Source organism: Thermobaculum sp. T2p (assembly GCF_059335935.1).
Genome location: NZ_JANZYQ010000004.1, coordinates 64,702 through 88,234, shown reverse-complemented (window position 1 = coordinate 88,234; position 23,533 = coordinate 64,702). Strand labels below are relative to the sequence as shown.

The following is a 23,533-nucleotide window of genomic DNA, read 5'->3' as shown; positions in this document are numbered from 1 at the left end:
AACCTCCGGGCACAGTATAACTATATGTTATTTCGGATTCTTCCACAGATTAATTATTACAAAAAGATACTAAAGACAAAAGTAGCACATGTCAACAAGGCGCAGTCAGGCAAATACCTGCTAGAATGTCCGCTGGATCATATTTTCGATCCTAAAGTGCACAGGAGGATTCATGAGCAATAGATACGTTATAGGTGTAGACCTCGGAGGTAGCCGAGTAAGAGCAGTATTGGCCAACGAGAAGGGAGAGTTTTTGGATCGTTGTGAGTTCCCTACGCTAGCAGATAAGGGGCTCTACTTTGTGCTAGAGAGGATCTTGGAGTGCGTCCGATCTGTATCCTCCAATGCCCCTAGAATAGATGCTATCGGCGTTGGAGCACCTGGCCCTATCAACTCCAAGGAAGGTGTGGTGAGTAATCCTCCAAACCTGCCTGGGTGGGTCAATGTACCGCTTGCAAAACTCATAGAAGAGAAGACGGGCATCCCTACTTTCTTGGGTAACGATGCTAACCTGGCAGCACTTGGAGAGTTCACTTATGGCTCTGGTAAGTATGTGCAGCACCTGATTTACATCACCGTCAGCACAGGTGTAGGTGGTGGCATCATTATAGACGGGCAGCTGCTGGAGGGGCACAATGGTGCTGCTGGGGAGGTGGGCCACATGGTCGTTCAGCCTGGAGGACCTAAGTGCTCCTGTGGAGGATACGGCCATCTCGAGGCGCTCTCTTCTGGCACAGCCATAGCCAAACGGGCTCGGGAGGCCGCGTCCCTTAACAAAGACACAGTCATGATTGAGCTTGCGGGCTCCGTAGACAAGATCAATGCCAAGATCGTGGATGAGGCTGCCAAGAAAGGCGACCCACTCGCCCTCAAGCTTCTGGAGCAAGCAGGACAATGGCTAGGATACGCACTCATCAACCTAATACACATCTTCAATCCTCAAATGATCTCCATAGGAGGGGGTGTATCCGAAGCTGGCGAGCTGCTGCTAGGACCCGCCAGAAAGGTCGTATTCGAAGGACTAATGCCGGTCTTCAAGCAGGACCTACAGATAGTTAAAGCTAGCCTGGGAGGTGATGTGGGCTTGGCGGGGGCAGTAGCCCTAGCTCTTCAGCAATCTGCCAAATCTAAAGTCTAAGATAGTTGTGTCAGGAATATTCCTGACACAACTATCCAATGGGAATGAGGTCGCAGTAATAGAACCTGTTGTCCCGAACTACTACCTCTCCCTTCTTAAAGGAAACTCTGCGACTGAAGATAGGGCCATCGTACACAAATGAGTGAAACTCTCCATTCTCCCCTGCAGGATCGACTCCTTCAGGTAAAGAACTTAGAAACCCTAGATCAATATCGCTACCCAAGAAGGAAGGATCTAGTAGGGTAGAATCCACACAAACTACCACAGATCTAAAGCCATACTCACAAAGACTAAGCGTGATGTCCTTCGAACTCCTCCCCCAAAGCGGAAACAGCGCCCTTACACCAACCTCTAACAAGCGGGATTCCCTATAGGCTCTTATATCTTCCAGGAATATGTCACCAAATGCGACTGTATTTATACCTAGGCTCATCAGCTCAGAGAGGGCATATCTCATTCTATCGTCATACACTTGGTTTGAGCAGTTCTGGGGAATATAGATCCTGTAAAGCGGAATACCTAGAGAAGCTGCTTGTGCCTCTATCAATTCTACTCTCACCCCATGCATGCTCACTCGTTCGTAGCCTTCGGTCACAGTACAGATGAGCCTCTCTACAGAGAATCTATCATCCATTAGGAGCTTGTATAGTGCCAGGCAGCTATCCTTACCACCACTCCAACTAAGTGCCAACCTGTTTCTCATGACGAGTTGATCCTATCTCCTCTCCATAGCAAATATAGTGGCTCTCATACCTAGCACCCACACCTTAACTGTGACTAGCTCCCTCCAATCTCGCCTGGTCAAGTGATGCATCAGTTTATCCTCCGTAGTCACTAGTACCAGCCTGCCACCAGGCTTGAGTATTCTACCAGCCTCCTGCAGAAAAGCTGGGTAGAGCTCTTTATTACTCTCTTTGGAGCCATAGCGGTGACCAAAGGGAGGATTGGTTACTATCGCATCCACAGAATCGTGCTCAAGAGGTATGTAGGTGGCATCCCATTGATGAAGCTCTATTGGTTTATACCTTGGCCCGATGTTAGACCTGGCCACCTCAATAGCTTCTCCAGATTTATCACTACCTATGATGAGTCGGTATCTACCAGCTAGAGCCCGTTCTATCAGTATGGTACCGGCCCCACAGAAAGGATCAAGGAACACGTCATCGCTTCTCGGGCGAGACAACCACACCATAGCCGCGGCTATCGATGGCCTTAGCGATGCCTCTACATGATATTGTTTGTAAGCATATCTTTTCGAATGCTCAGGAGTAAGCCTTACACCTCCCCAGATCTCATTGTCTATAACAGTAATCCAAACTTCTACAAGGGCTTTGTCCTCAACTAGTCGCCAATTTCCAGGCAAAGTTGAGACTAGAATTTCTTCTGCAGTAGCCCTGAGCTGAGCTCTAGTGAAAGCATGACTGCCCTGGAGTCGAACTACAGGACGAAAGGTAATTACCCTATGTTTTCTTCGGCTTGTAGGCAGTTGCTCAAATCTGTACCTAACGGCTTCTTGCCACCTGTCTGTTTTGATAGCTGACGCCAAGACTCGACCTAAATCCCTTAGCCCCTGCATGTTAGGTTTTATGTTATCCCTGTAAAGGAACAGGAAGAACGCATCCTCCACGACCCTGGATATTAGGACCTCCTGCGGAGAGTCAACATCGACTACCAATAGGTCGTTTTTATCGCTGACAAATCTTCTGGAGAGAAATCTAATATTCCCTGCAGACGACCGAAGCTGTTTCTGAAGGATCTCACCAAGTCCTGGCGCTGTATGTAGCATAAATCTCATGTTTCAAAGCGCCTAATCACAATCGAAGCATTTATTCCACCAAAGCCGAATGAATTACTCAATATCGTATCGACCTTGGCTTTACGCCCCCTATTTGGCACGTAGTCTAGGTCACAATCGTCCGAGGGGGAGATCAAATTTACAGTAGCAGGTATATAGTCACATGCTAGTGCCATACAGCATATAGCAATTTCTATAGCCCCACTAGCCCCGAGAGCATGCCCGTGCATAGACTTAGTAGCGCTTATTGGGATCTTATATGCTCGTTCTCCAAACACCTTCTTGATAGCCAAAGTCTCGGTAGAATCATTAAGTGGTGTGGAACTGCCGTGAGCATTTATATAATCTATCTCATAGATCGAGCAGCCAGCATTAGCCATGGCTAAGGCCATACATCTCGAGGCCTGCTCCCCAGTAGGCAGAGGAGCCGTCATGTGATATGCATCACTGGTACTAGCATAACCTATAATCTCACCCAGTATCTGGGCATTACGCCTAAGAGCATGCTCTAGGTCCTCTAGCACCAGTACAGCAGCGCCCTCACCCATCACAAAGCCATCCCTATCTCGATCAAAGGGCCTACAAGCTGTCTCAGGATCATCGTTACGAGCACTCATCACCTTGATCAAGGAGAAAGCTCCAAAGGTAAGAGGGTACAGAGGAGCCTCTGCACCACCTGCCAAGATGATATCAGCTCTACCAGATCGTATCGCCATAAAAGCTTCTCCTATGGCGATAGTGCCGCTGGAACATGAATTGGCATTGGAAAGCTGAGGGCCAGTTATACCAAAGTGCATAGATATATTGCTACTGCTAGCTCCTCCAAACACGGAGAGAGCAAGAGAAGTGCTTACAGCCCTCAAACCCTTCTCCACAAATATGGAGTGCTGTTCCTCGGCATAACCTACCCCTCCCAAAGCGCTTCCTATGAATATGCCGACTCTATCCCTATCTAGAGCATCAATATCCAATCCAGCGTCATCTACTGCCTGCATAGCAGCTACTATTGAGAACTGTGAGAACCTATCCAACCTGGCAAGTTTCTTAGGGGGCAGATAGTCCGAGGGGTCGAAGTCTTTGACCTCAGCAGCCACTTGTGACCTGAATTGTGAAGGATCGAAACGCGTTATCCTACCAACTGCAGACTTCTCCTTACATACCCCCGACCATAGTCCTTGACGCGTAGTTCCAATAGGTGTGACTGCTCCTATACCGGTTATAACCACGCGCCTATCAGTTTTCATGCTGGCTATGCCTTTCTTCGCTCGACTCGGCAAGTTCCTTAAACCTTCTCAAGGTCCTGGAAGCTATGTGCTCTATAAAGAACTTGGTTATGACCAACTCGCCGATCTGCCTGAACACTGGCGGCCACCTTAGTCGCAGGTCGTGGTAAATCTCCACGTCGGTGCCTCCTTCTGATGGCCTCAAGCGCCACTCCACGTACATCCCCTTGGTGATACCCCCTACATGGGTGAACCTAAGTTTACGGGACTCAGGAAAAGCCTGAAACTCAGCCACCCATGATACAGGTATACCACTTCTGGAGGCCCCCATCTCAAAAGTTCTAACGCTTCCATCATCCCCAAGAGCTCTTACATACCTGTAATGAGGCAGATACTCCTGCCACCTCTGAACATCACCCACCAAATCCATTATCTTCTCTGGAGGCGCTTTGATGAATATACTGTTAGTTGCTTGCATAGCTTATGTCCTTCAGGTACTAAAATAATCAAGGTCTAAGCAACCTAAAGAGAAACCTGAGATTTAGATTGTACAGCGGATCTTGAAGATCTCCAATTCCACGACTAAGGGACAAGCGAAGCGATTCTCTATCCTGCAGCTTGTCCGCTACATACTCCAGCATGTAAGGGTAGGAGATAAAGACCTGTATCAGAGATACAAGCAAAGACTTGCGCCGAAACACACGTGCTCTTTCAGTCGCATACCTTTCCAGACCTTCTTTAATCCTATCAACCTTTAGGTAAGGGGATACTACCTCCCCCAACAAGATCCCACCCCTAACAGCTTTGTATATTCCCTCCCCAGTGAAAGGATCAAAGAACCCTGCTGCATCACCTACTAGCGCCCAATTGCGGCCACATACTTCTTTAACCCCATGTCCGATAGGTGATATACCCATGATACGATCAAAGCTAGCAGCTCCACATATCTGCTTATGGACCTTAGGAAAAAGCTTGAGGGAATCCTGAAAAATGGCTTCTCTACCACGTGTAAGCACCATCCTCCTCAAATCGAGCACTATCCCTACGCTAGCACTTGAGTTACTAGTTGCCGCTACCCCGCAGTAACCCCATGGATGCAAATACATATCTCCGTAGTCTGCATCTATCCCCGAAAGGTTGATATGAGTAACAAGTCCCATTCGTTTGGGCCAGATGAGGGGATACCTTCTGGACAGATTACGCGCCACCACTGACCTCAGGCCATCGGCTCCTATCACCAGCTTGGTTCGTATATCCATCTGCGCTCTGTCCGGAAGCTGCACTCTAAGGAGGGAACAGTTATCTTGGGGTACAACCGACACCACTTTGGCCTGATATCTAACCTCTACACCCTTATGGGCAGCACGATCAAGGAGCATCTTATCGAACACATGCCTCTCCATAGTGGGGGCATAATATCTTCCGCGATGCTCATCTATGTACTCGATAGTTATCTGGCTTCCTGCAGGGGTATGTATCCTCATACCCTTTAGCATATGCATACCTGAGAGATCAGCATCTATCCCGAGATTTGAGAGCAAAGGAAGGATTCCAGGACTCATGTATTCGCTACAGGGTTTTGTCCTAGGGAATTTAGACTTATCCAGAAGCAACACATCATGCCCAAGAGAAGCTAACACGTTCGCAACTGAGGACCCTGCGGGTCCACCACCCACAATAACTACTTCTCGTTCCTCTATCACAGGGAACTCCTTCAGAGCTGCTAGGCTGATAAGTCTTTTTCACCAAGTGTCTCACCTAGCCGCTGAGACATTGAAACACGATGCTTCAGATAAGGCAAGATCTCAGCTACAAACAGTCCCGCCATCATGAAGACAGCACCGATCCACTGAAGTACAGTCATCCTGTCGCCCGCAAAGGTATATCCGCCGATGGCCGCAAACACCGGCTCCATCGCCATTATGACAGCAGCCCTAGCAGCAGACATCCTTTGTTGAGCATAAGTTTGCATCCAGAAGCCAAAGGCACTTGCCCCCAAACCTGTTATCAACAACGCCAACCATACACCCAAGTTGTTAGTTATCAATGGAGTCCCAGTCAAAAAAACAACTGGTAAGTACATGAGCATCGAAGTAACTGTTTGTACGAATGCTAGCGCTGCAGAGTCTAGACCAGGGGAATACCTACTAAGTAGTGCTATCTGGATACCAAAGAGCATGGCACACCCTAACGTCAGAGCATCTCCAGGATTCACACTATAGAAACCGGCCTTACTTACCAGGAATAATCCTATAGTGCTCAGTATTACAGCCACCCATATTCTGGGATGAAACCTAATGCGAAAGCAGATGGCAGATATTATCGGTGCAAATACCACATACAGGCTTGTGATAAATCCCGAGTTTGTAGCAGTTGTGGAGCGAAGTCCAACAGTCTGAAGTAACATACCTAGCCCCAAGGTAGCTCCTACGGGCACGCCCACAAGCAACTCCTTCTTGCCGATACGGGTTGCTGAGAAGGGAAGTAATGCTAGAGCTGCAAGAGCAAACCTCAGGGTAAGGAAAGAGAAAGCGCTGTAATCAGCTACAGCACTTTGTACAGTAACAAAGGTCAAACCCCATATGGCGGTGACGATCAACAGGCCAAACGTTACCAACTCTATCTTTCTCCACTAATTTTCCAGGTTCTCTTCATGGGCTGTAGAAGTCCTGTCGACGTAGTCTCAAATAGAGAGGCCTCAGCAAGAAACTCTCTGCCTATAGTCAGCAGGTCTGTGGTAGTCACTAATGCCTGTTGTGACAGCTGTAGCACGTTCTGGAGCAGATATCGCCTTCTCTCAGGGTCGAGCTCAGACACCACATCGTCCAATAGCAAGATGGGGAGATCTCCAGTAATGCTCTTCATAAGATCAACCTCAGCAAGCTTTATGGCCAGTATCACAGAGCGTTGCTGCCCTCTAGAGCCATAAACTCCGATATCGACGCCTCCCACAAGAAAGCTTATGTCATCTCTATGGGGGCCAACCAACGTCATGCCGCGTCTAAGCTCCTCTCGACGCAGATCATGAATCTTCTTTATGTATAGATCCCTTATTTCCTCCTCGCGCGGATTATCTAACTGTAGGGACATTGAGTCGAATAGTGTGGATTTGTAAGCAATACTCAGTTCCTGAGATGATCCAGTCAGCTTCCTATGCACCATGTTAGCTAGCTCGTTCATCCTACTCAGGATCTCCAACCGCCTGGCAAGCAGGTATGCCCCTTGATTGACTAGCTCGTTGTCCCAATAGGCAAATTGGTCGTTTATAGACTCATCACTCAGCTTAAAAGCTCTTTCAGATAGGGCCTTGATTAGGGTATTACGTTGGAGCACTACACGCTCATAGGTCTGAAGCGTCCTTACATACTGATGATCCAATTGAGAAATCGTAATGTTAAGATAACGCCTTCGGAGGCTGGGAGCTCCGACTATAAGGTCGAGATCCTGGGGCCCGAACATGACCACGTTCACCTGCCCTATAAGGTCTATAGCCCTCTTATTTACACCGTTGATACGTATACGCTTGCGTACGTTCTCACCCTGTACGGTGGATTCCTTCAGGATAGTGATCTCCACCTGTATTGGACTACGCCTTCTCACCTCTGCTGCCACACGTGCGAAAGCCGGCACACCCTCTTCGCTCTCCGCGTTCCAATTGATGAGCTCTCGATCCGAGCCAGCCCGATGTGATTTAGTAGTAGCAAGTAGATATATAGCCTCAAGCAACGTAGTCTTGCCGCTCGCGTTGGGGCCAAGGACGAGTATAGGGCCGTTGGGCAAATCGACCTGCAGATTAGTGTAGTTTCGAAAGTTGGTAAGACTTATAGAGGAACAATACACACTCAGGGATTATACCATTGAGATGATAACGATACTCTATACCCCTACAAAAAGGATAAGCAGTAGAATGGCTACGAAAAGCACCCAGCCCACAACAATACTGGCAAAGGCTTTTTCTACCCCTTTCACCTTACGACTGCGTACCTTTTCATCAGCAAAGGCCATTAGTCCAAGTACGTGTCCGGTCACAGCTGAAAGCGCAAGGATTATCAGCACTATCCAACCAAACGTCGAAAAGGTTCTACCATAACCCTTAGGAACTACGAGGATTTCATTAGTTATAGCCCCTATGATCAACAATACGACACAAAATATACCAACTAACAGACTACTGAAAGCATAGCGAGCCAGGTTACTCTCGTTACCTCTATTAGACTGCATATCTGCTAACACCCACCAGGGAAAATCTAGCCCTCACCCATAGGGGAATTATTGTCCGGAGGATCGATCCACCTGCCATGAGCCTTGATCAAATCTACTAGTTTGTCTGCAGCTATTTCTTCCGGTACATTCTTCTCGACACAGGTCTTGCCTACAAATAGATTTACCTTACCCTCGCCGCTTCCCATGTAGCCGAAGTCGGCATCTGCCAGCTCCCCAAGGCCATTCACGATACAACCCATCACGGCTATCTTGACGCCTTTCAGATGACCGGTTTTACTCTTGATCTTTTCAGTGGTCGTCTGTAAATCAAAGAGCGTTCTACCACAGCTAGGGCAGGCTATGAACTCTGCCTTGCTGATCCTAGCACCCGAAGCCTGGAGGATATTGAACACCAAACTTATCTTTTCCTCATAGGACTTATTGCCTTCTATAGAGACCATAGAACCTATACCATCGCACAACAGAGAACCGAGGCCAATCGAGGCATCGATCAGGTCATCTTCGGTGACCGTCAAAAGGAGGTTCCAATCCTTCCCTAGCTCCCTTAGCCTCGAATCTAGTAGTCTATAGGCCCTAATACGGTAAGACCTATCAGGTATTCTCAGAGCAAGGATAAGATCACTTACCCCAACCTGCTCACCCTTCAGTGCATAACTTATTAGCTCATCAACCACAGAATAATCATGCTTACTCTCAAGATCGCGTGCTTGATCATAGGAAATATCAGCAATAAGTTCTAGAACAAGCGGACGCTTGTGCTCAACAGCAAGCCGTGCAACCATAGACAAACTATCCTCTTGGCCCTGTTCTATGGAACACATATAGGCCGCGGCTTCAAGATTTCCTACATCCACAGGGGATCTAAGGGTCGCAATCAAGGCTGGCTTGTTGGATGCAAACTGCAAACCACTAGCCGACGTCTGAAAAACGTCCTTGTCCTTCTCAGATACCACCTCTAGAGACAGTGCATCTGCCCTCAGGCTATCGCGACCAACGGGCCTATTTATGCTGACCACCCCATTAATCGATAGAGGAGATGACTGCTTGTAGAGCACTAGGGGAGGATTATTAGCTCCAAGCACGTGCTCTCCCAGGAATATTTTCCTGGTCGGTCTTGGAGAGTAGTCAAAAGGTGACCTAAGATCCAGCAGAGTACCTATAGATGAGGCCTCATCGCTGTCCGGGACTATACCATAAGCATATCTCTTGATCAGTTCGTAGGCGAACGGTATTTCATTTTCAGGATCTTCAGTAAGGGAAACCCTTACAGTGTCGCCTATCCCATCCTCAAGCAAAGTACCTATACCAATAGCTGACTTGATACGCCCATCTTCACCATTGCCAGCCTCTGTGACACCCAAGTGGAAGGGATAAGTCATACCGTACTCAAGCATCCTGGCAGCGAGGAGTCTGTAGGCAGCTATCATTACCTTCGGATTGGAAGCTTTCATAGAAAGTATTATGTCCTTGTATCCCCACTCTTCGCACATACGCACGAACTCGAGGGCAGACTCCACCATGCCCAGAGGGGTATCGCCATACCTGGACATTATTCTGTCGGAGAGAGAACCATGATTAGTGCCGATGCGCATTGATATTCCTCTCTCCTTGCAACGCATCACCAGAGGATATAGCTTCTCAGCTATCTTCTCCAGGTGCTTAGCATACTCCTCATCGGTGTACTCTTTTATGTGAAAGAGCTTAGTATCCGCAAAATTACCTGGATTGATCCTTACCTTGTCCGCCCATAGCGCAGCCTCCATCGCTGCGTGAGGACTGAAGTGAACATCAGCCACTATAGGAATGTGTATATTCTTGGACTGAAGCTCCTTCTTGATATCCTTTATGGCCCTGGCATCAGCAGGCGTGGGAGTAGTAACTCTCACTATCTCGCATCCCACATTTACCAAGGACACTATCTGGTTAACAGTCGATTCCACATCCTTTGTCCTGGTCGTGGTCATCGACTGAACTCTTATCGGATTATTCCCCCCAACTCCCACATTACCAACCATTACCTCATGAGTACGCCGCCTCTTGTAGGAGTAGGGGTCTACACAATATCTGTTGCTAGCAATTTCCTGACTCTTTGCCATACCTCTAATCCAGAATCACCTTGAAAAAGAATCTTAATAAGTTGTTTCAATCTTATTGTACCAAGGTGGATAATTAGCATCGTCTCGCGCCTACGAATCAGCACTTTTAGTTTGACAAACACTAATGTAAGTAGCACTATAGTACCATAGAATTCAAAAAGGGATCACAAAATGGCACAGCAGTCCACTAATAATAGCATAGCCCTTACAAGAGGAGAAAAAACCACTAATATCAAGGTCAAGCTGTTGTTCCCAACTAAGGAGATAGCTGAACAGTATTATCTCCCAATCGCTTACACTGCAGCCAGGACATGCTATTCTGAGAAATACCCAGAAGATATATGGGAAGACGCTCTTTCAGGGAAGATTCCCGAAGAGAAGATGCAGAAGCTCATCGAGAGCATAATAGAGAGTGGGCATGGCACAGTAATAGAGCACCTGTGGTTCACATTCGCCATCTCCGGAGTGTCAAGATCCTTATCTCATCAGCTGGTACGCCACAGGATGGGCGTGAGCTTTGACCAGCAATCTCAAAGGTATGTTCGTTATAAACACCCACAGTATACAGTGCCTGAATCCATAGCCGAAGATTCAGATCTCTTGGAGAAGTTTGTCCAGGCTATAGAAGGTAATATGGAGCTTTACTCCGAGATGCTATCCCAAGGAGTGCCTGCAGAGGACGCACGCTTCCTATTTCCCAACGGCATACAGACCAATCTTGTAATGACCGTCAATCTACGCGAGCTTATACACATGAGTGGATTGAGGCTGTGCACCATGGCGCAGTGGGAGATCCGCAAGCTATTCGCACTCATCAAGGCTGAGGTGCGCAGAACACATCCCTTCCTAGCGCAGTTTCTAGTAATAAAATGCGTTAGGATGGGCTACTGTGATGAGGCTCGTAACGCGGATGAGCATTGCAAAGTTCGACCTCATAAGAACACAGTCTTCAAACTAATAGAAGAATATAGGCACTCACAGAGGACCACAATCAGAGATCAGAATACCAGCGAATAAAGCTTTATCTGACTGGAGAGTTGTAGATCACCCCTGGATCAACAGCTGTTCCAGTGGGTATAGGAATCACCTTGCCCGGGGCCGGTGAGACTACCGAGGGAGTGTTGCTAACGATTGACTGTGAAAGGAAATATCCGAAAGCAAACCAGGCAGTTATAGCAGCCACCAGCACCAGTCCTACAACAAACAGCACAATACTACCTCTCATCTAATCTCCCCGAGGTTGTTTCTAATTTCTAGGGTGTTTCTTGACGTTTATAGCCCCCTTGTCTTCTTCCTCGTCAGGAAGAAGACCTTCTTCTATGAGAAGCTTGCGCCTCAAGGCATTCCTCTTAGCTTCTCTTCTATCAAAAACCCAAAATCCGAGAAACACAGCGAGAATATCAAGCACCACCCAACCTATGATCAGAGCAGCGGGCAGAAAAATGAGTTCTGGTTTGTTTATGCCTATACTTGTAAGGATACCAGCACTAAGGAAGAGAATCTGAGCTCTAGTTTGAGGAACTATACAAAGTGCTATGGACGCTATACCTACCGAGAGGGTAACAATAAGTCTTATCAAATGGAACCTACTCATGATACAGCCCCAAAAGTCTCCTTCTTCTCCCTCTGCATTCTACGTCAAAAAGTATTATGAGTAAACTAGATGCGTTTGGATAACGATAAATGCTAGAATGCTCAGAAGAAAATGAAAACATATACTCCAAAAGGTGAATCATATGGCGATAAGCGAAAGTAAAGTAAGGTTTCCCTCGCTGGCAGAATTCGACCCTGAAATATATGAGGCTATACAGAACGAAAAGCATCGCGAGATGAGTACTCTGGAGCTTATAGCTTCGGAGAACTTCGTTTCCAAAGCGGTGATGGAGGCTCAAGGTTCTGTACTTACTAATAAGTACGCCGAAGGACTCCCAGGCAAAAGATACTATGGCGGCTGCAAATATGTGGACGTTGTGGAGAGCCTGGCTATAGAGAGAGCTAAGCAGCTATTTGGGGCCGACCACGTCAACGTGCAGCCTCATAGCGGTGCACAAGCAAATACCGCAGTATACCTAGCTACCCTTAAACCCGGAGATACGGTGCTGGGCATGGACCTTACTCATGGTGGCCACCTCACACATGGGCATCCAATTAACATATCAGGTATGTACTTCACTTTTTTCCGTTATGGTGTCTCGAGAGAGACTGGATACATAGACTACGACCAAGTAAGGGACCTAGCTAAGCAGCACAATCCCAAGATGATTATTGCTGGCGCTAGCGCTTACCCAAGAGAGATAAGGTTTGACATCTTCAGAGAGATAGCAGACGAGGTCGGAGCCTATCTGTTCGTAGATATGGCCCACATAGCAGGACTGGTGGCCGCTGGACTGCATCAGTCACCCATTCCATACGCCGATTTCGTTAGCACTACCACCCACAAAACCCTTCGTGGCCCAAGGGGAGGGTTAGTCTTCTGTAAAGCAGAACATGCCAAGGCTCTCGATAAAGCCGTATTCCCTGGCGTGCAAGGTGGACCACTAATGCACGTCATCGCTGCTAAGGCTGTGGCCCTCAAGGAGGCTCTACAGCCTGAATTCAAGGAGTATCAGAGACAGATAGTGAGAAACGCCTCAACTCTTGCCCAATCCCTGACAAAGCATGGATTCAACCTCGTCAGTGGTGGAACAGATAACCATCTGATGCTCGTGGATCTAAGGAATAAAAACATCACTGGCAAGGAGGCCGAATCTCTGCTGGACGAGGTGGGAATCACTGTTAACAAAAATACCGTGCCCTACGATACACAGTCCGCCTTCGTCACCAGCGGTATAAGAATAGGCACTCCTGCAGTGACCACCAGGGGGATGAAGGAACCAGAGATGGAGGAGATCGCCGATATAATCTCTACGGTAATAGATGCAAGACAAGGTGAAGTACTCGACGAGGCTCGAGAAAGAGTGAGGCGCCTGACAGGCAAGTTTCCTTTCTACACAGACTAGATGATTAGGCATTAAGACGCACGATAGGGGGGGCAGCCAGCTGGCCCCCCTATCGCTTACTTCAAGTGATAGGGCACGTTTATTACCACCGTGCCAGGCCTAAACAATAGCGCTGCCTTCAACCTGAGTGCAGTCTGATTATGTAGCAGCCTTTCCCACCAATGCTTAGGCACGAACTCGGGCAGTACTACAGTTATGGTATCATCCGGTCTCTTCCTGTCTACCGCATCTATATAAGCCAATATCGGACCAACGAGAGACCTATAAGGAGACTCCATGATAACCAGGCTACATGGGCTGCCAAACTTTTCCCATTCCTTCCTAAACTCTTCCGCTTCTTCTTGATTCTCTACTACGTGTATAGCTGTGACGTTCGGGCTTATAGATTTAGCATATGCAAGACTTTGCAAAGCTACTTTATTCAGGCTGGCTACCGGTACTATGATCGTGTGCTTGATATCAGATGGATTAATGGGAATCTCGGGTTGTAGCTCCCTCTGCGCTCTCTCGTAGTGGCTACGGATTGACATCAACATCAATATCATAAGAGGTACGAGTACAAGAACTATCCAAGAGCCTGCATGTACGGTGAAACTGCCTATGTTGAACAGGGGAACACCACTGGAGAACTTAGTCACTGCCACTATCACGGCCACTATGCCCGTGATAGTGGCCCCTACACCGTTTACAGCAGCCTTCACCCTCCATCCTTTTCCTCTCTGTCTACGCCAATGAGCAACCATGCCGGACTGGGAAAGAGTGAAAGCCACAAACACACCAACCGTATACAGAGGGATTAGAGCTGTCACGCTACCACCAAATATTATCAGCAAGAGGGAAGCTATTACTGACAAAGAGATTATCCCCACAGAAAATGCCAGCCTATCACCTCTATGCAAGAACTGGTGAGGCATATAGCCATCGCGTGCTAGGAAATAAGCCAATCTAGGGAAGTCGGAGAAAGCCGTGTTAGCAGCCAATACCAGTACTACCGCAGTAGCTGCCTGAACTAGCAAGTAATAAGGGCCTGTACCTACAAGGGTACGAGCCAGTTGGCTGAGGACAGTCTCTTGTTCCTCAGGGGCAGGAATTATGTGCAGTTGACCCGAAAGGAAGCTTATACCTAGGAATAGTATCCCGAAAGTCCCTGCCATGAATATAAGGGTTATCCTAGCGTTTTTCCATTCAGGTGGTTTGAAGGCCGGCACCCCATCTGAAATGGCTTCAGTACCGCTTAGACCTACAGAACCTGAGGCGAAAGCCCTTAGTATTAGCAATATACTTAGTGCACCTAGAGATCTATGCTGCCATTCCTCTACCCAACCAGGAGGCGGGTTATACTCAGGCAGATCGCCGTTAACAAATCTGTAAAAGCCATAAGCTAGGAGACCAAGGATAGAAATTATATAGATGTAAGTAGGAGCCGCAAAAATTGTTCCAGCCTCTCGCACTCCCCGCAGATTACCTATCATGATGATCATTATCAACACAATTGATACGAGCACTCTATGGTTATAGAAGAAGTCACCAGCGCTTGATCCCAGGAAGAACGGAGCCGCAGATCCTAATGCCGCCACACCGGCAGCAATAGATACCGAAACAGTAAGCACATAATCGTTGAGAAGAGATGCAGCTGCCGTCAGTCCTGGAAGCTTCCCCAACTCGTTGGACGCTACTATGTAGGCGCTAGCGCCATGAGGATAGGCTCTTATTGTCTGTTGATAGGAAATAACAACTATTATGAGGACACCTATAACTGCTAAGGTTATAGGTAGGGTTAGAGACAATGCAGATATTCCACCCAGCAACAGGATCCTCATAATTTCTTCAGTAGCATACGATGAGGAGGAGATATTATCCGAACCTAGAATTGCCAGTGCTTTTATCTTCGTGAGGCGCTCATGAACCTCCCTTGCAGTCTCTATTGGCGAACCAATTAGAAACCTTCTAACACTCCTTAGCGCCTTGCCAACGAAAGTCCTAGGCTCGGTTGCTCTGGGAGTAACCGATATATATCCACGGCCAACTTTTTGAAATCCTGGATTATGCTGGACTCTTACATACCTATCACCCGGATGTCTGCCCCGCCTAACTTCCTTTACATCTAACTCTGAGCTGGGATCATGACCGTTAGTCATGTTTTAGAAATCCTCCAGCATTTATAAAGTTCATCTCAAAGATCACACAACAGTATAGCCTTTTATGAGTCAAGCATACAGATCGTTTGTTATATATCGTTGTCTCCGGTTATTCCCTCATACAGATAAGGCTTAAGTACTCCTATATAAGGAAGGTTCCTATATAGATCTCTAAAGTCCAATCCGTATCCAACAACAAATTTATCTGGTATCTGAAATCCCAGATAATCTATAGGCACATTCACGCGCCTTCTGCTGGCCTTATCCAGCAAAGCGCATACTTTGATGCTGGCTGGATGCCTGGCTTGCAACGTCTCAAGAAGGTAGGATAAGGTCAAACCCGTATCGATTATGTCCTCAACGATCAATATGTGTCTGCCGCTGATATTACGATCTAGATCCTTGATGATCTTCACTACACCGCTACTTTCAGTGCTATCCTGATAAGAGCTAACTGCCATAAAATCTATGTTGAGCTGAATGGGGCAAGCCCTTATAAGGTCAGACACAAACATAACTGCTCCATTTAGCACCCCTATCAACACTGGTATCTTATCCTTATAGTCCTCAGCTATCCGGCTACCAAGTTCCTTGATCTTGGCCTGGAGTTCGGACTCAGTTATGAGAATTTGCTCTATATCGGAATTCATTAAGTATCCCCCGTTGGAATCTAAGTGCAATTTTTACCATAATAAGGATACTAGAACCATAAGTAAGATGCTTTATCAAAATGCTTAGCAACAACCTTAGCTCGTATCTCGAAATAGGACCATCTAGCTTCGTATCCCTAGTAGGTGCTGGCGGGAAAACCACCACTATGTTCCGAATAGCCCATGAGCTATCGGACAGGGGACTAAGAGTCATAACCACTACTACAACCGCTATACAGATGCCGTCCAAAAATCAAACACCTTTGCTACTGACTCGTGAGGAGATTGAGCAGAAGGTTAATTACTTACCTGAAGCTTTAGAGAAGTACCGACACGTAACTATAGTTGGCGCAATATCACGCAAGGACAAGTTGCAGGGAGTAGATTTTGATTTTCTTTGGCATATCAAAAATACCGCCGACTCAGTGATAGTCGAGGCCGATGGGGCCAGGCATAGATTCATCAAGGCTCCCGCCGAGCACGAACCTGCTGTACCTCCATATACTACTCACTTCGTTGCCATAGCAAGCCTCAAAGCTCTGGGCATGTCTCTATCAGAAGCGTGTCACCGGCCAGAAGAAGGTCAGAAACTAGCTTGTATGGATCCTTCATCTCCTCTTACAGTTGAAGCGTTTGCAAAGATACTAGCATCTCCTCTGGGCATACTAAGGGGCAAACCTGAAGGAGTCAGAAGCTATCTCCTGCTCACAGCATTGTCGCAGGACAATAAGTTGGAGGCTGAAGAGATCGCTCGCAAAGTAGTCTCCATTAACAGAGAGGGTTTTGATACTATGATCGGAATAACTAAAGATGGAAACTTGATAGTCCTATAGTCAAGATCTATTGGTTACCAGATCTCCCTTTGCCATAGAGATGAAGTAGAGGTGCATGGTGGGATCTTGAGTAAGTTCTGGGTGAAAAGATGTTGCTAGTATATTACCTTGCCTCACGGCGACTACCGTACCATCCTGAAGCCTACCCAATACCTGCACCCCTGGCCCAACTGATTCCACTATCGGAGCTCTTATAAACACTGCGTGTACAGGGCGTTCGCTAACCTCCGGCATTTCTATATCAGCTTCGAAGGAATCAAGCTGCCGGCCAAACGCGTTCCGCCGTACCTTTACGTCGAGCAGCCCAAGTAAGGGCTGCTCCATACCCACATCTTTTGAGAGGAAAATCATACCCGCACATGTACCCCACACAGGCTTCCCCTGAGCGGCAAAATCTTTCAAGGGCTCCATCAGGCCATAGTTAACAGCCAGCTTCCCGATAGTAGTGCTTTCTCCCCCAGGGATGATAATCCCATCTAGTTCGTAGAGGTGTTCGGGCTTCCTAACTTCAACAGGAATAATACCTATCCTGCGAAGCATCTGCTCATGCTCTCTAAAGTCCCCCTGCAGGGCCAGAACACCTATCTTCAAGTCCCTATGATCTCCAACGTTTGTGATGCCTTTCACCTCTGAACCTCTACGATGAGCTGTTACCAGCCTCTAGGAGCCATCAGCTCTTCCTGAGATAAAGTCCTAATATCGATGCCATGCATAGCTTCACCAAGCCCCTTACTGACTCTAACCAACACATCCGGATCATTATAGTGGGTGGTAGCTTCCACTATAGCCTTAGCTCTCTTGTAAGGGTCACTTGATTTGAATATACCGCTACCCACGAAAATACCATCCACCCCGAGTTGCATCATGAGCGCAGCGTCCGCTGGTGTAGCAATACCACCGGCGGCAAAGTTAACTACTGGGAGCTTACCGGTACGTGCCACCTCAGCAACTAGCTCATATGGCGCCTGAATCTGCTTAGCATAAGCCATCCATTCATCTTCAGGCATAGTGGATAGTCGACGAACCTCGCTGTATATAAGGCGAGCGTGCCTAACTGCCTCTACTATGTTGCCAGTACCTGCTTCTCCCTTGAGCCTCAGCATACTAGCACCTTCGCCCACACGTCTTAGAGCCTCGCCAAGGTCTCTAGCCCCACAGACAAAAGGCACCTTGAACTTCTTCTTGTCTATATGGTGCATCTCGTCAGCGGGCGTCAATACCTCACTTTCATCTATATAGTCAACTCCGAGAGCCTCCAGGATCTGAGCTTCCACAAAATGTCCGATCCTCACTTTGGCCATCACTGGGATGGTGACCGCGTTCATGATCTCCTCTATGAGAGCAGGGTCGCTCATTCGAGCCACACCACCTTGCGCTCTTATATCCGCTGGGACCCTTTCTAGGGCCATGACTGCGACAGCACCAGCAGCTTCTGCAATACGTGCCTGCTCAGCATTCACGACGTCCATTATGACGCCACCCTTAAGCATCTCTGCCAAACCACGCTTGGTTAATTCCGTAGACTTTTCCACTTCAATAGCCTCCTGAATATATGGAGTATCATGGGTTACTCCAATAGATCATTTTAGCGCATACAAATACAGGTGTCGCGGAAAAGTTTTTATAAGAAACTCTTATGCTAAAGATAAAAGTAATTACGCAAACTATAACTACTTTAGTAGCTACATATAAGCTGTATTTAGTAAAGTGGTTACGGTATATGGTCAATGGGAGGTTAACCTTGAGCCTAGTTGATAAAATCGTTGAAGAGCCGACAAAAGAAGAATTGGACGGAATAAATGCCGAGCTAGAAGATACGACACCACAAGAGATCATCAAGTGGGCCGTAGATAGATTTGGCGACGGTTTGATTTTAGCATGCTCCTTTGGGGGCATCTCTGGTATGGCCATTCTAGACATGGCCGTGAAGATCAAGCCTGATATAGATATCTTTTATATAGATACTGATTTCCTGTTTCCAGAGACTCATCAGACAAAAGAGGAGGCGATCAAGCGCTACGGTATAAAGCCTATAGCTTTCAAGTCTGCACTTACTCCGGAAGCACAGGCAGAGAAGTATGGGGATGAGCTCTGGAAGAGAAACCCAGATCTCTGCTGCCATCTTAGAAAGGTGGAACCAACTCGAGAGGCGCTCAAGGGCAGGTCAGCCTGGATAACAGGACTTAGAAGGGACCAGTCATCAACACGACGAAACGTACGACCTGTGGAATGGGATTCTAAGTTTGGACTCTACAAAATAAACCCATTGGCCTATTGGACAGAAAAAGATGTATGGAGGTACATCTTCAAGCATAATGTTCCCTATAACCCGCTACATGATCGGGGATACCCTAGTATAGGATGCACCCATTGCACCTCGCCTGTCTATGGATCAGATGATAGCCGTGCTGGCAGATGGGCAGGTACTGGTAAGGTGGAGTGCGGACTGCATATCAAGCTACCTCAAACGGAATCTTCCAGACAATAAGAGCAAAAAAACCAGGTGAGATAGTCTCACCTGGTGAGTATTAGCACTGAGAAAACTTTTCAACAAACTTCGCATAATCTATAAACTTACAAAACAAAAGGAGGAAGCGCATTTTGGATCAAAAAGGCTTTACGGTTTGGTTTACTGGACTTTCAGGTGCTGGCAAGACCACCCTTGCTGATCGTCTTGAGCCGATCCTTAGGGAAAGGGGACTCAAAGTCGAGAAGCTAGATGGTGATGTGGTGAGAACCCACTTATCAAAGGGCCTGGGCTTTTCTAAAGAAGATAGAGATACTAATATACGCCGCATAGCCTTTGTGGCACAACTGTTGACCAGAAATGGCGTAGCAGTTATAACCAGCGCCATATCTCCTTACAGAGAGACAAGACAAGAAGCTAGAGAGATGATAGGTAATTTTGTGGAAGTGTATGTCAAGTGCTCCATAGAAGAACTTGCAAGAAGAGATGTAAAAGGTCTATATGCTAAGGCTCTGAGAGGAGAGATCTCCAACTTTACTGGCATATCCGATCCTTACGAGGAACCTCTAAACCCTGAAATAGTTGTAGATTCGGAGAAAGAAACCGTTGAGGAAAGCCTCAATAAGATAGTGACGCGTCTCGAAGAGCTAGGATACCTTCCCAAGGTAGATGTTGCCGTAGGCGCAAAGTAGCTTTCAAGAGCGAGATTTTACTCCAGGAGTTGTTCGAATGCAGCAAGAGCTGATAGATCCCCATGGTGGAAAGTTGATCAACAGAATGGCACCGCAAGAGCTGCTGGAAGACTTGCGGGCTGAAGCTGCAAACCTGCCTAAAATCCCTATAAATGCCAGGGAGCAGTCCGACCTTGATCTAATAGCAGTAGGTGCATTTAGCCCGCTTGAAGGCTTTATGAGCTCGGATGATTACAGGAGCGTGGTAGATAACATGCGGCTCTCCAATGGCTTACCCTGGAGCCTACCTATCACGCTTTCGACCACTGAAGATGTAGCAAGATCGCTAAGTATAGGTTCAAAGGCCGCTCTAACTAGAGATGAGAAAATCGTAGCGACAATAGAAGTCCAAGACATATTTAGCTACGACAAGGTCTCTGACGCAGAAAAAGTGTTTCGAACATCAGAAGAAGCTCACCCGGGTGTGAGGGCTATGTACGCCCAGGGAGAGATACTTATCGGCGGGACAGTCACTGTTTTCGAAAGGGCTCCGCTACAGTTTCCTAAATACAACCGAACTCCTGCAGAGACCAGAAGGCTAATCCAGGAGAGGGGATGGAGAACCGTCGTAGGATTCCAGACCAGGAACCCAGTCCATAGAGCTCATGAATACATACAAAAATGCGCACTAGAGACAGTAGACGGTCTACTGCTTCACCCCCTAGTAGGGGAAACCAAGAGTGATGACGTACCAGCAGATGTGAGGATGAAGTGCTATGAGGTGCTGTTGGAAAATTACTATCCACGCGATCGGGTCATCCTTGGCGTGCTACCAGCAGCCATGAGATATGCTGGTCCTAGGGAAGCTATCTTTCACGCACTTATACGTAAAAACTATGGATGTACACACTTCATAGTAGGCAGAGATCATGCTGGTGTAGGTAACTACTATGGTACCTATGATGCTCAAAAACTATTTGATGAGTTTGAGCCTTCGGAGCTAGGCATTACACCAATGAAATTTGAGCATGCTTTCTGGTGCAATCAATGCGAGGCCATGGCATCAACTAAGACATGCCCGCACCCCGAATCCAGCAGGGTTGTACTAAGTGGTACTAAGGTAAGAAATATGCTGGCCGCTGGGCAAATGCCTCCTAAAGAGTTCAGTAGGCCTGAGGTGGCGCAAATACTAATCGAAGCTTACAGATCTCGGCAATCAGTCGCGGATCTCGCATAAATCAAAAGCATAGTGTTCCCATGAGAAATCTGGCCAGACGCTCAGAAGAGTGGCATTTGAATAGAGACTGGGTAGTATTCCTGCTATCAATACTCTTCCTGATAGCAGTCAAGCTTGGGCTGGCCATACCTTGGAATGAGCTATTGCCAGCATGGGCACAAGGGGGCGCACACTTTCAAATAAGAATAGCCCTTGGGGGGCTTCTTGTTGGCATCCTCGTTGGCATGACAGGAATGGGGAGTGGAGCTCTAATGGCTCCACTCCTAATACTTATACTCAAAGTAAAACCTTCGCTGGCTATAGGCTCAGATCTTATATATGCCACTATCACTAAGGTGTTTGGAGCTTTTCAGCATTATAAACATGGATCGGTGCATGTCCGATTAACGGCGTGGTTAGCTATAGGTAGCGTTCCAGGAGCGCTTCTGGGAGCTGAATCAGTAGAGCTGATTCATAGGTCTTATGGGGACGATGCCGAACGCTTTATAACCAAAGTACTCGCTGTAACTTTCATGTTAGTTAGTACGTCAATAATCTTGCGGACATTTCTTCCCATAAAAAGTTACTCTAAGGCCAACATGGAGAATTTCTCGCTAGCTAGGAAGGTACTAACCCCTATCCTAGGATTCTTTGTTGGATTTCTTGTTGGTCTGACCAGCGTAGGCTCAGGTAGTCTCCTAATGCCTATCCTGATAATGTTCTACCCAATGCCAACGTCTACGCTAGTAGGAACTGATATATTCCATGCTGTGTTATTAACCGCAGCCGCAGGAGCTTCACACCTCATGGCAGGTAATGTCGATCTAATACTTGTCAGCAACCTGCTGATTGGATCAGTGCCAGGCATAGTCCTGGGCAGCAGGCTAGTAAAGGTGGTACCTGAAAGACTGCTACGAACCATCTTGGCTATAGTACTATTTCTGACTGGTTGGAAGCTATGGCTGAATTAACGGAGATACACCCTCACATCGAAGCTGTTAGCCAGGAGATTAAGGAAACTCCCATACACGTGTTTATATGGAGAAGAGTCCAAAGATACGCTCCTGGAATACTTTTGTTGGTAGCTGTCGGCTACTTTGCGCTCGTGTGTTCATACTTTCTGACAGGGCTAAGCTATATCCCCATGTCAATACTCGTGGGAGCATTCATAAGTAATAGTTTCGGATTGCATCCGGTATTAGAAAAGGGAATCAGCACTTATGAGCTATGGCTCAAGGTAGGCATAGTCCTTCTTGGAGCTCAAGTTGCCTTCACACAGTTGGGTATATATTGGTTAAAGGTTCTACCTTCAGCAATGCTCATAGTACTATTAGGTTTCTTTATAACTCTAGTAATAGGTAAATGGTTTAGGTTACCCCGATCTCTAGCTATTCTCATAGCTGCCGGCTCCGGTATATGTGGAGTCTCGGCAATTATAAATACGTCTAAACGAATAGATGCCAGCGAAGAAGAAACAGAATATGCAATAGGCACGGTGCTAGTTTTTGGAGCTTTGGCTATAGTCTTGTACCCAATCTTGGGCAGACTCCTGGGTCTATCAGAGCATATTTACGGCACATGGACTGGACTATCCGTCAACAACACTGCAGAGGTGGTTGCTACCGGTTATACGTTGGGGGCAGCGGCCGGTGCTATAGCTATAGCCACTAAACTATGCCGCATACTCACGCTTGGAGCTGTGATCTCAATTATCGATCAAATAGATAACAAAGAAGGCACCTCAAAAGGCGCAGCTATCCGCAACATCTGGAAGCACACGCCCAAATTCATATTGGCCTTTGTGGTTTTATCTATCATTTCCAGCCTTGGCTTTTTATCGGCAGAAGATAAAACATCTCTATATAATCTATCTTCATGGTTCTTCCTGATGGCATTTGCGGGAATAGGGTTTAGACTAAGATGGAGTGACTTGAGCAAGGTAGGATATAAGCCGCTATTGGCAGGCGGTATAAGTACGCTTTTTATAGCTTCAACATCACTTATAATCTCGATGATAATATCTTAACTCAGTTCCACCCACCTATCGAAAAGCACATTATATTACGCCATGCTAAGTGCATAT

At 47.1% G+C, this 23,533-nt stretch carries 24 protein-coding genes; 9 read left to right on the top strand and 15 right to left on the bottom strand.

Going from position 1 to position 23,533, the window contains the following annotated elements:
- Nucleotides 1-172: 172 nt before the first annotated feature.
- Entirely contained in the window at nt 173-1,138 is a 966-nt protein-coding gene (locus N2245_RS01820; protein WP_494535019.1) for an ROK family protein, read from the top strand.
- A gap of 31 nt (nt 1,139-1,169) precedes the next feature.
- On the opposite strand, the gene N2245_RS01815 is transcribed toward N2245_RS01820, so the two are convergent.
- From N2245_RS01815 to ispG, 9 genes are read right to left on the bottom strand one after another with little or no spacing between them, the layout of a single operon-like run.
- On the bottom strand, nt 1,170-1,841 hold the full coding sequence (locus tag N2245_RS01815) for a Dph6-related ATP pyrophosphatase (protein WP_494535018.1): 672 nt from the start codon (nt 1,839-1,841) through the stop codon (nt 1,170-1,172).
- Between the two features lie 12 nt (nt 1,842-1,853).
- Nucleotides 1,854-2,924 (bottom strand): methyltransferase, encoded by a 1,071-nt coding sequence (locus tag N2245_RS01810; protein ID WP_494535017.1) that lies wholly within the window; start codon nt 2,922-2,924, stop codon nt 1,854-1,856.
- Nucleotides 2,925-2,929: 5 nt separating this feature from the next.
- Complete coding sequence (gene fabF / locus N2245_RS01805; protein WP_494535016.1) at nt 2,930-4,177, bottom strand: beta-ketoacyl-ACP synthase II; 1,248 nt, start codon at nt 4,175-4,177, stop codon at nt 2,930-2,932.
- Nucleotides 4,167-4,634, bottom strand: a complete 468-nt coding sequence (locus N2245_RS01800) for a type II toxin-antitoxin system RatA family toxin (RefSeq protein ID WP_494535015.1) — start codon at nt 4,632-4,634, stop codon at nt 4,167-4,169. Before N2245_RS01800 ends, fabF begins: the two co-directional genes overlap by 11 nt.
- Before the next feature lie 28 nt (nt 4,635-4,662).
- Nucleotides 4,663-5,859, bottom strand: a complete 1,197-nt coding sequence (locus N2245_RS01795; RefSeq protein ID WP_494535014.1) for an NAD(P)/FAD-dependent oxidoreductase — start codon at nt 5,857-5,859, stop codon at nt 4,663-4,665.
- Nucleotides 5,860-5,879: 20 nt separating this feature from the next.
- Nucleotides 5,880-6,773: a DMT family transporter gene (locus N2245_RS01790; RefSeq protein WP_494535013.1), complete on the bottom strand. Its 894-nt coding sequence runs from the start codon at nt 6,771-6,773 to the stop codon at nt 5,880-5,882.
- A 2-nt stretch (nt 6,774-6,775) separates the two neighbouring features.
- Entirely contained in the window at nt 6,776-7,996 is a 1,221-nt protein-coding gene (gene recF / locus N2245_RS01785; protein WP_494535012.1) for a DNA replication/repair protein RecF, read from the bottom strand.
- 36 nt (nt 7,997-8,032) lie between these two features.
- Nucleotides 8,033-8,377 (bottom strand): hypothetical protein, encoded by a 345-nt coding sequence (locus tag N2245_RS01780; RefSeq protein ID WP_494535011.1) that lies wholly within the window; start codon nt 8,375-8,377, stop codon nt 8,033-8,035.
- A gap of 26 nt (nt 8,378-8,403) precedes the next feature.
- Complete coding sequence (ispG, locus tag N2245_RS01775) at nt 8,404-10,476, bottom strand: (E)-4-hydroxy-3-methylbut-2-enyl-diphosphate synthase (protein ID WP_494535010.1); 2,073 nt, start codon at nt 10,474-10,476, stop codon at nt 8,404-8,406.
- 171 nt (nt 10,477-10,647) lie between these two features.
- Here ispG and thyX point away from each other — a divergent pair, with 171 nt between their 5' ends.
- Nucleotides 10,648-11,493, top strand: coding sequence for an FAD-dependent thymidylate synthase (thyX, locus tag N2245_RS01770; protein WP_494535009.1), 846 nt, complete (start codon nt 10,648-10,650; stop codon nt 11,491-11,493).
- Between the two features lie 4 nt (nt 11,494-11,497).
- Here the strand turns inward: thyX and N2245_RS01765 are convergent, their stop codons facing one another.
- Together N2245_RS01765 and N2245_RS01760 are read right to left on the bottom strand one after the other, a co-directional pair.
- Nucleotides 11,498-11,701 carry a hypothetical protein gene (locus tag N2245_RS01765; protein WP_494535008.1) on the bottom strand — a complete coding sequence of 68 codons (204 nt, stop codon included), beginning with the start codon at nt 11,699-11,701 and terminating at the stop codon, nt 11,498-11,500.
- A 21-nt stretch (nt 11,702-11,722) separates the two neighbouring features.
- A complete protein-coding gene (locus N2245_RS01760) occupies nt 11,723-12,070 on the bottom strand; it encodes a hypothetical protein (protein WP_494535007.1) in 348 nt (115 codons plus the stop codon).
- A gap of 142 nt (nt 12,071-12,212) precedes the next feature.
- On the opposite strand from N2245_RS01760, the gene glyA reads away from it, so the two are divergent.
- Nucleotides 12,213-13,475: a serine hydroxymethyltransferase gene (gene glyA / locus N2245_RS01755; RefSeq protein ID WP_494535006.1), complete on the top strand. Its 1,263-nt coding sequence runs from the start codon at nt 12,213-12,215 to the stop codon at nt 13,473-13,475.
- A 56-nt stretch (nt 13,476-13,531) separates the two neighbouring features.
- Here the strand turns inward: glyA and N2245_RS01750 are convergent, their stop codons facing one another.
- Together N2245_RS01750 and hpt are read right to left on the bottom strand one after the other, a co-directional pair.
- Complete coding sequence (locus N2245_RS01750) at nt 13,532-15,613, bottom strand: APC family permease (protein ID WP_494535005.1); 2,082 nt, start codon at nt 15,611-15,613, stop codon at nt 13,532-13,534.
- A gap of 89 nt (nt 15,614-15,702) precedes the next feature.
- The gene (hpt, locus tag N2245_RS01745; RefSeq protein WP_012873991.1) at nt 15,703-16,263 is read right to left on the bottom strand and encodes a hypoxanthine phosphoribosyltransferase; all 561 of its coding nucleotides are present in this window, start codon (nt 16,261-16,263) and stop codon (nt 15,703-15,705) included.
- An 80-nt stretch (nt 16,264-16,343) separates the two neighbouring features.
- Between hpt and yqeC the strand changes: the two genes are divergently transcribed.
- Nucleotides 16,344-17,096: a selenium cofactor biosynthesis protein YqeC gene (gene yqeC / locus N2245_RS01740; protein ID WP_494535004.1), complete on the top strand. Its 753-nt coding sequence runs from the start codon at nt 16,344-16,346 to the stop codon at nt 17,094-17,096.
- Here the strand turns inward: yqeC and pdxT are convergent, their stop codons facing one another.
- Nucleotides 17,097-17,687 carry a pyridoxal 5'-phosphate synthase glutaminase subunit PdxT gene (gene pdxT / locus N2245_RS01735; RefSeq protein ID WP_494535059.1) on the bottom strand — a complete coding sequence of 197 codons (591 nt, stop codon included), beginning with the start codon at nt 17,685-17,687 and terminating at the stop codon, nt 17,097-17,099. It lies immediately after the preceding gene.
- A gap of 59 nt (nt 17,688-17,746) precedes the next feature.
- Nucleotides 17,747-18,628 carry a pyridoxal 5'-phosphate synthase lyase subunit PdxS gene (gene pdxS, locus N2245_RS01730; RefSeq protein WP_494535003.1) on the bottom strand — a complete coding sequence of 294 codons (882 nt, stop codon included), beginning with the start codon at nt 18,626-18,628 and terminating at the stop codon, nt 17,747-17,749.
- 209 nt (nt 18,629-18,837) lie between these two features.
- Between pdxS and N2245_RS01725 the strand changes: the two genes are divergently transcribed.
- The 5 genes from N2245_RS01725 (at nt 18,838) to N2245_RS01705 (ending at nt 23,476) form a co-directional block, all read left to right on the top strand.
- Nucleotides 18,838-19,584 carry a phosphoadenylyl-sulfate reductase gene (locus tag N2245_RS01725; RefSeq protein WP_494535002.1) on the top strand — a complete coding sequence of 249 codons (747 nt, stop codon included), beginning with the start codon at nt 18,838-18,840 and terminating at the stop codon, nt 19,582-19,584.
- An 80-nt stretch (nt 19,585-19,664) separates the two neighbouring features.
- Complete coding sequence (gene cysC / locus N2245_RS01720) at nt 19,665-20,255, top strand: adenylyl-sulfate kinase (RefSeq protein ID WP_494535058.1); 591 nt, start codon at nt 19,665-19,667, stop codon at nt 20,253-20,255.
- Between the two features lie 37 nt (nt 20,256-20,292).
- The gene (gene sat, locus N2245_RS01715; protein ID WP_494535001.1) at nt 20,293-21,471 is read left to right on the top strand and encodes a sulfate adenylyltransferase; all 1,179 of its coding nucleotides are present in this window, start codon (nt 20,293-20,295) and stop codon (nt 21,469-21,471) included.
- 56 nt (nt 21,472-21,527) lie between these two features.
- On the top strand, nt 21,528-22,421 hold the full coding sequence (locus tag N2245_RS01710; protein ID WP_494535000.1) for a sulfite exporter TauE/SafE family protein: 894 nt from the start codon (nt 21,528-21,530) through the stop codon (nt 22,419-22,421).
- The gene (locus N2245_RS01705; protein ID WP_494534999.1) at nt 22,409-23,476 is read left to right on the top strand and encodes a YeiH family protein; all 1,068 of its coding nucleotides are present in this window, start codon (nt 22,409-22,411) and stop codon (nt 23,474-23,476) included. Before N2245_RS01710 ends, N2245_RS01705 begins: the two co-directional genes overlap by 13 nt.
- Nucleotides 23,477-23,533: the final 57 nt, after the last annotated feature.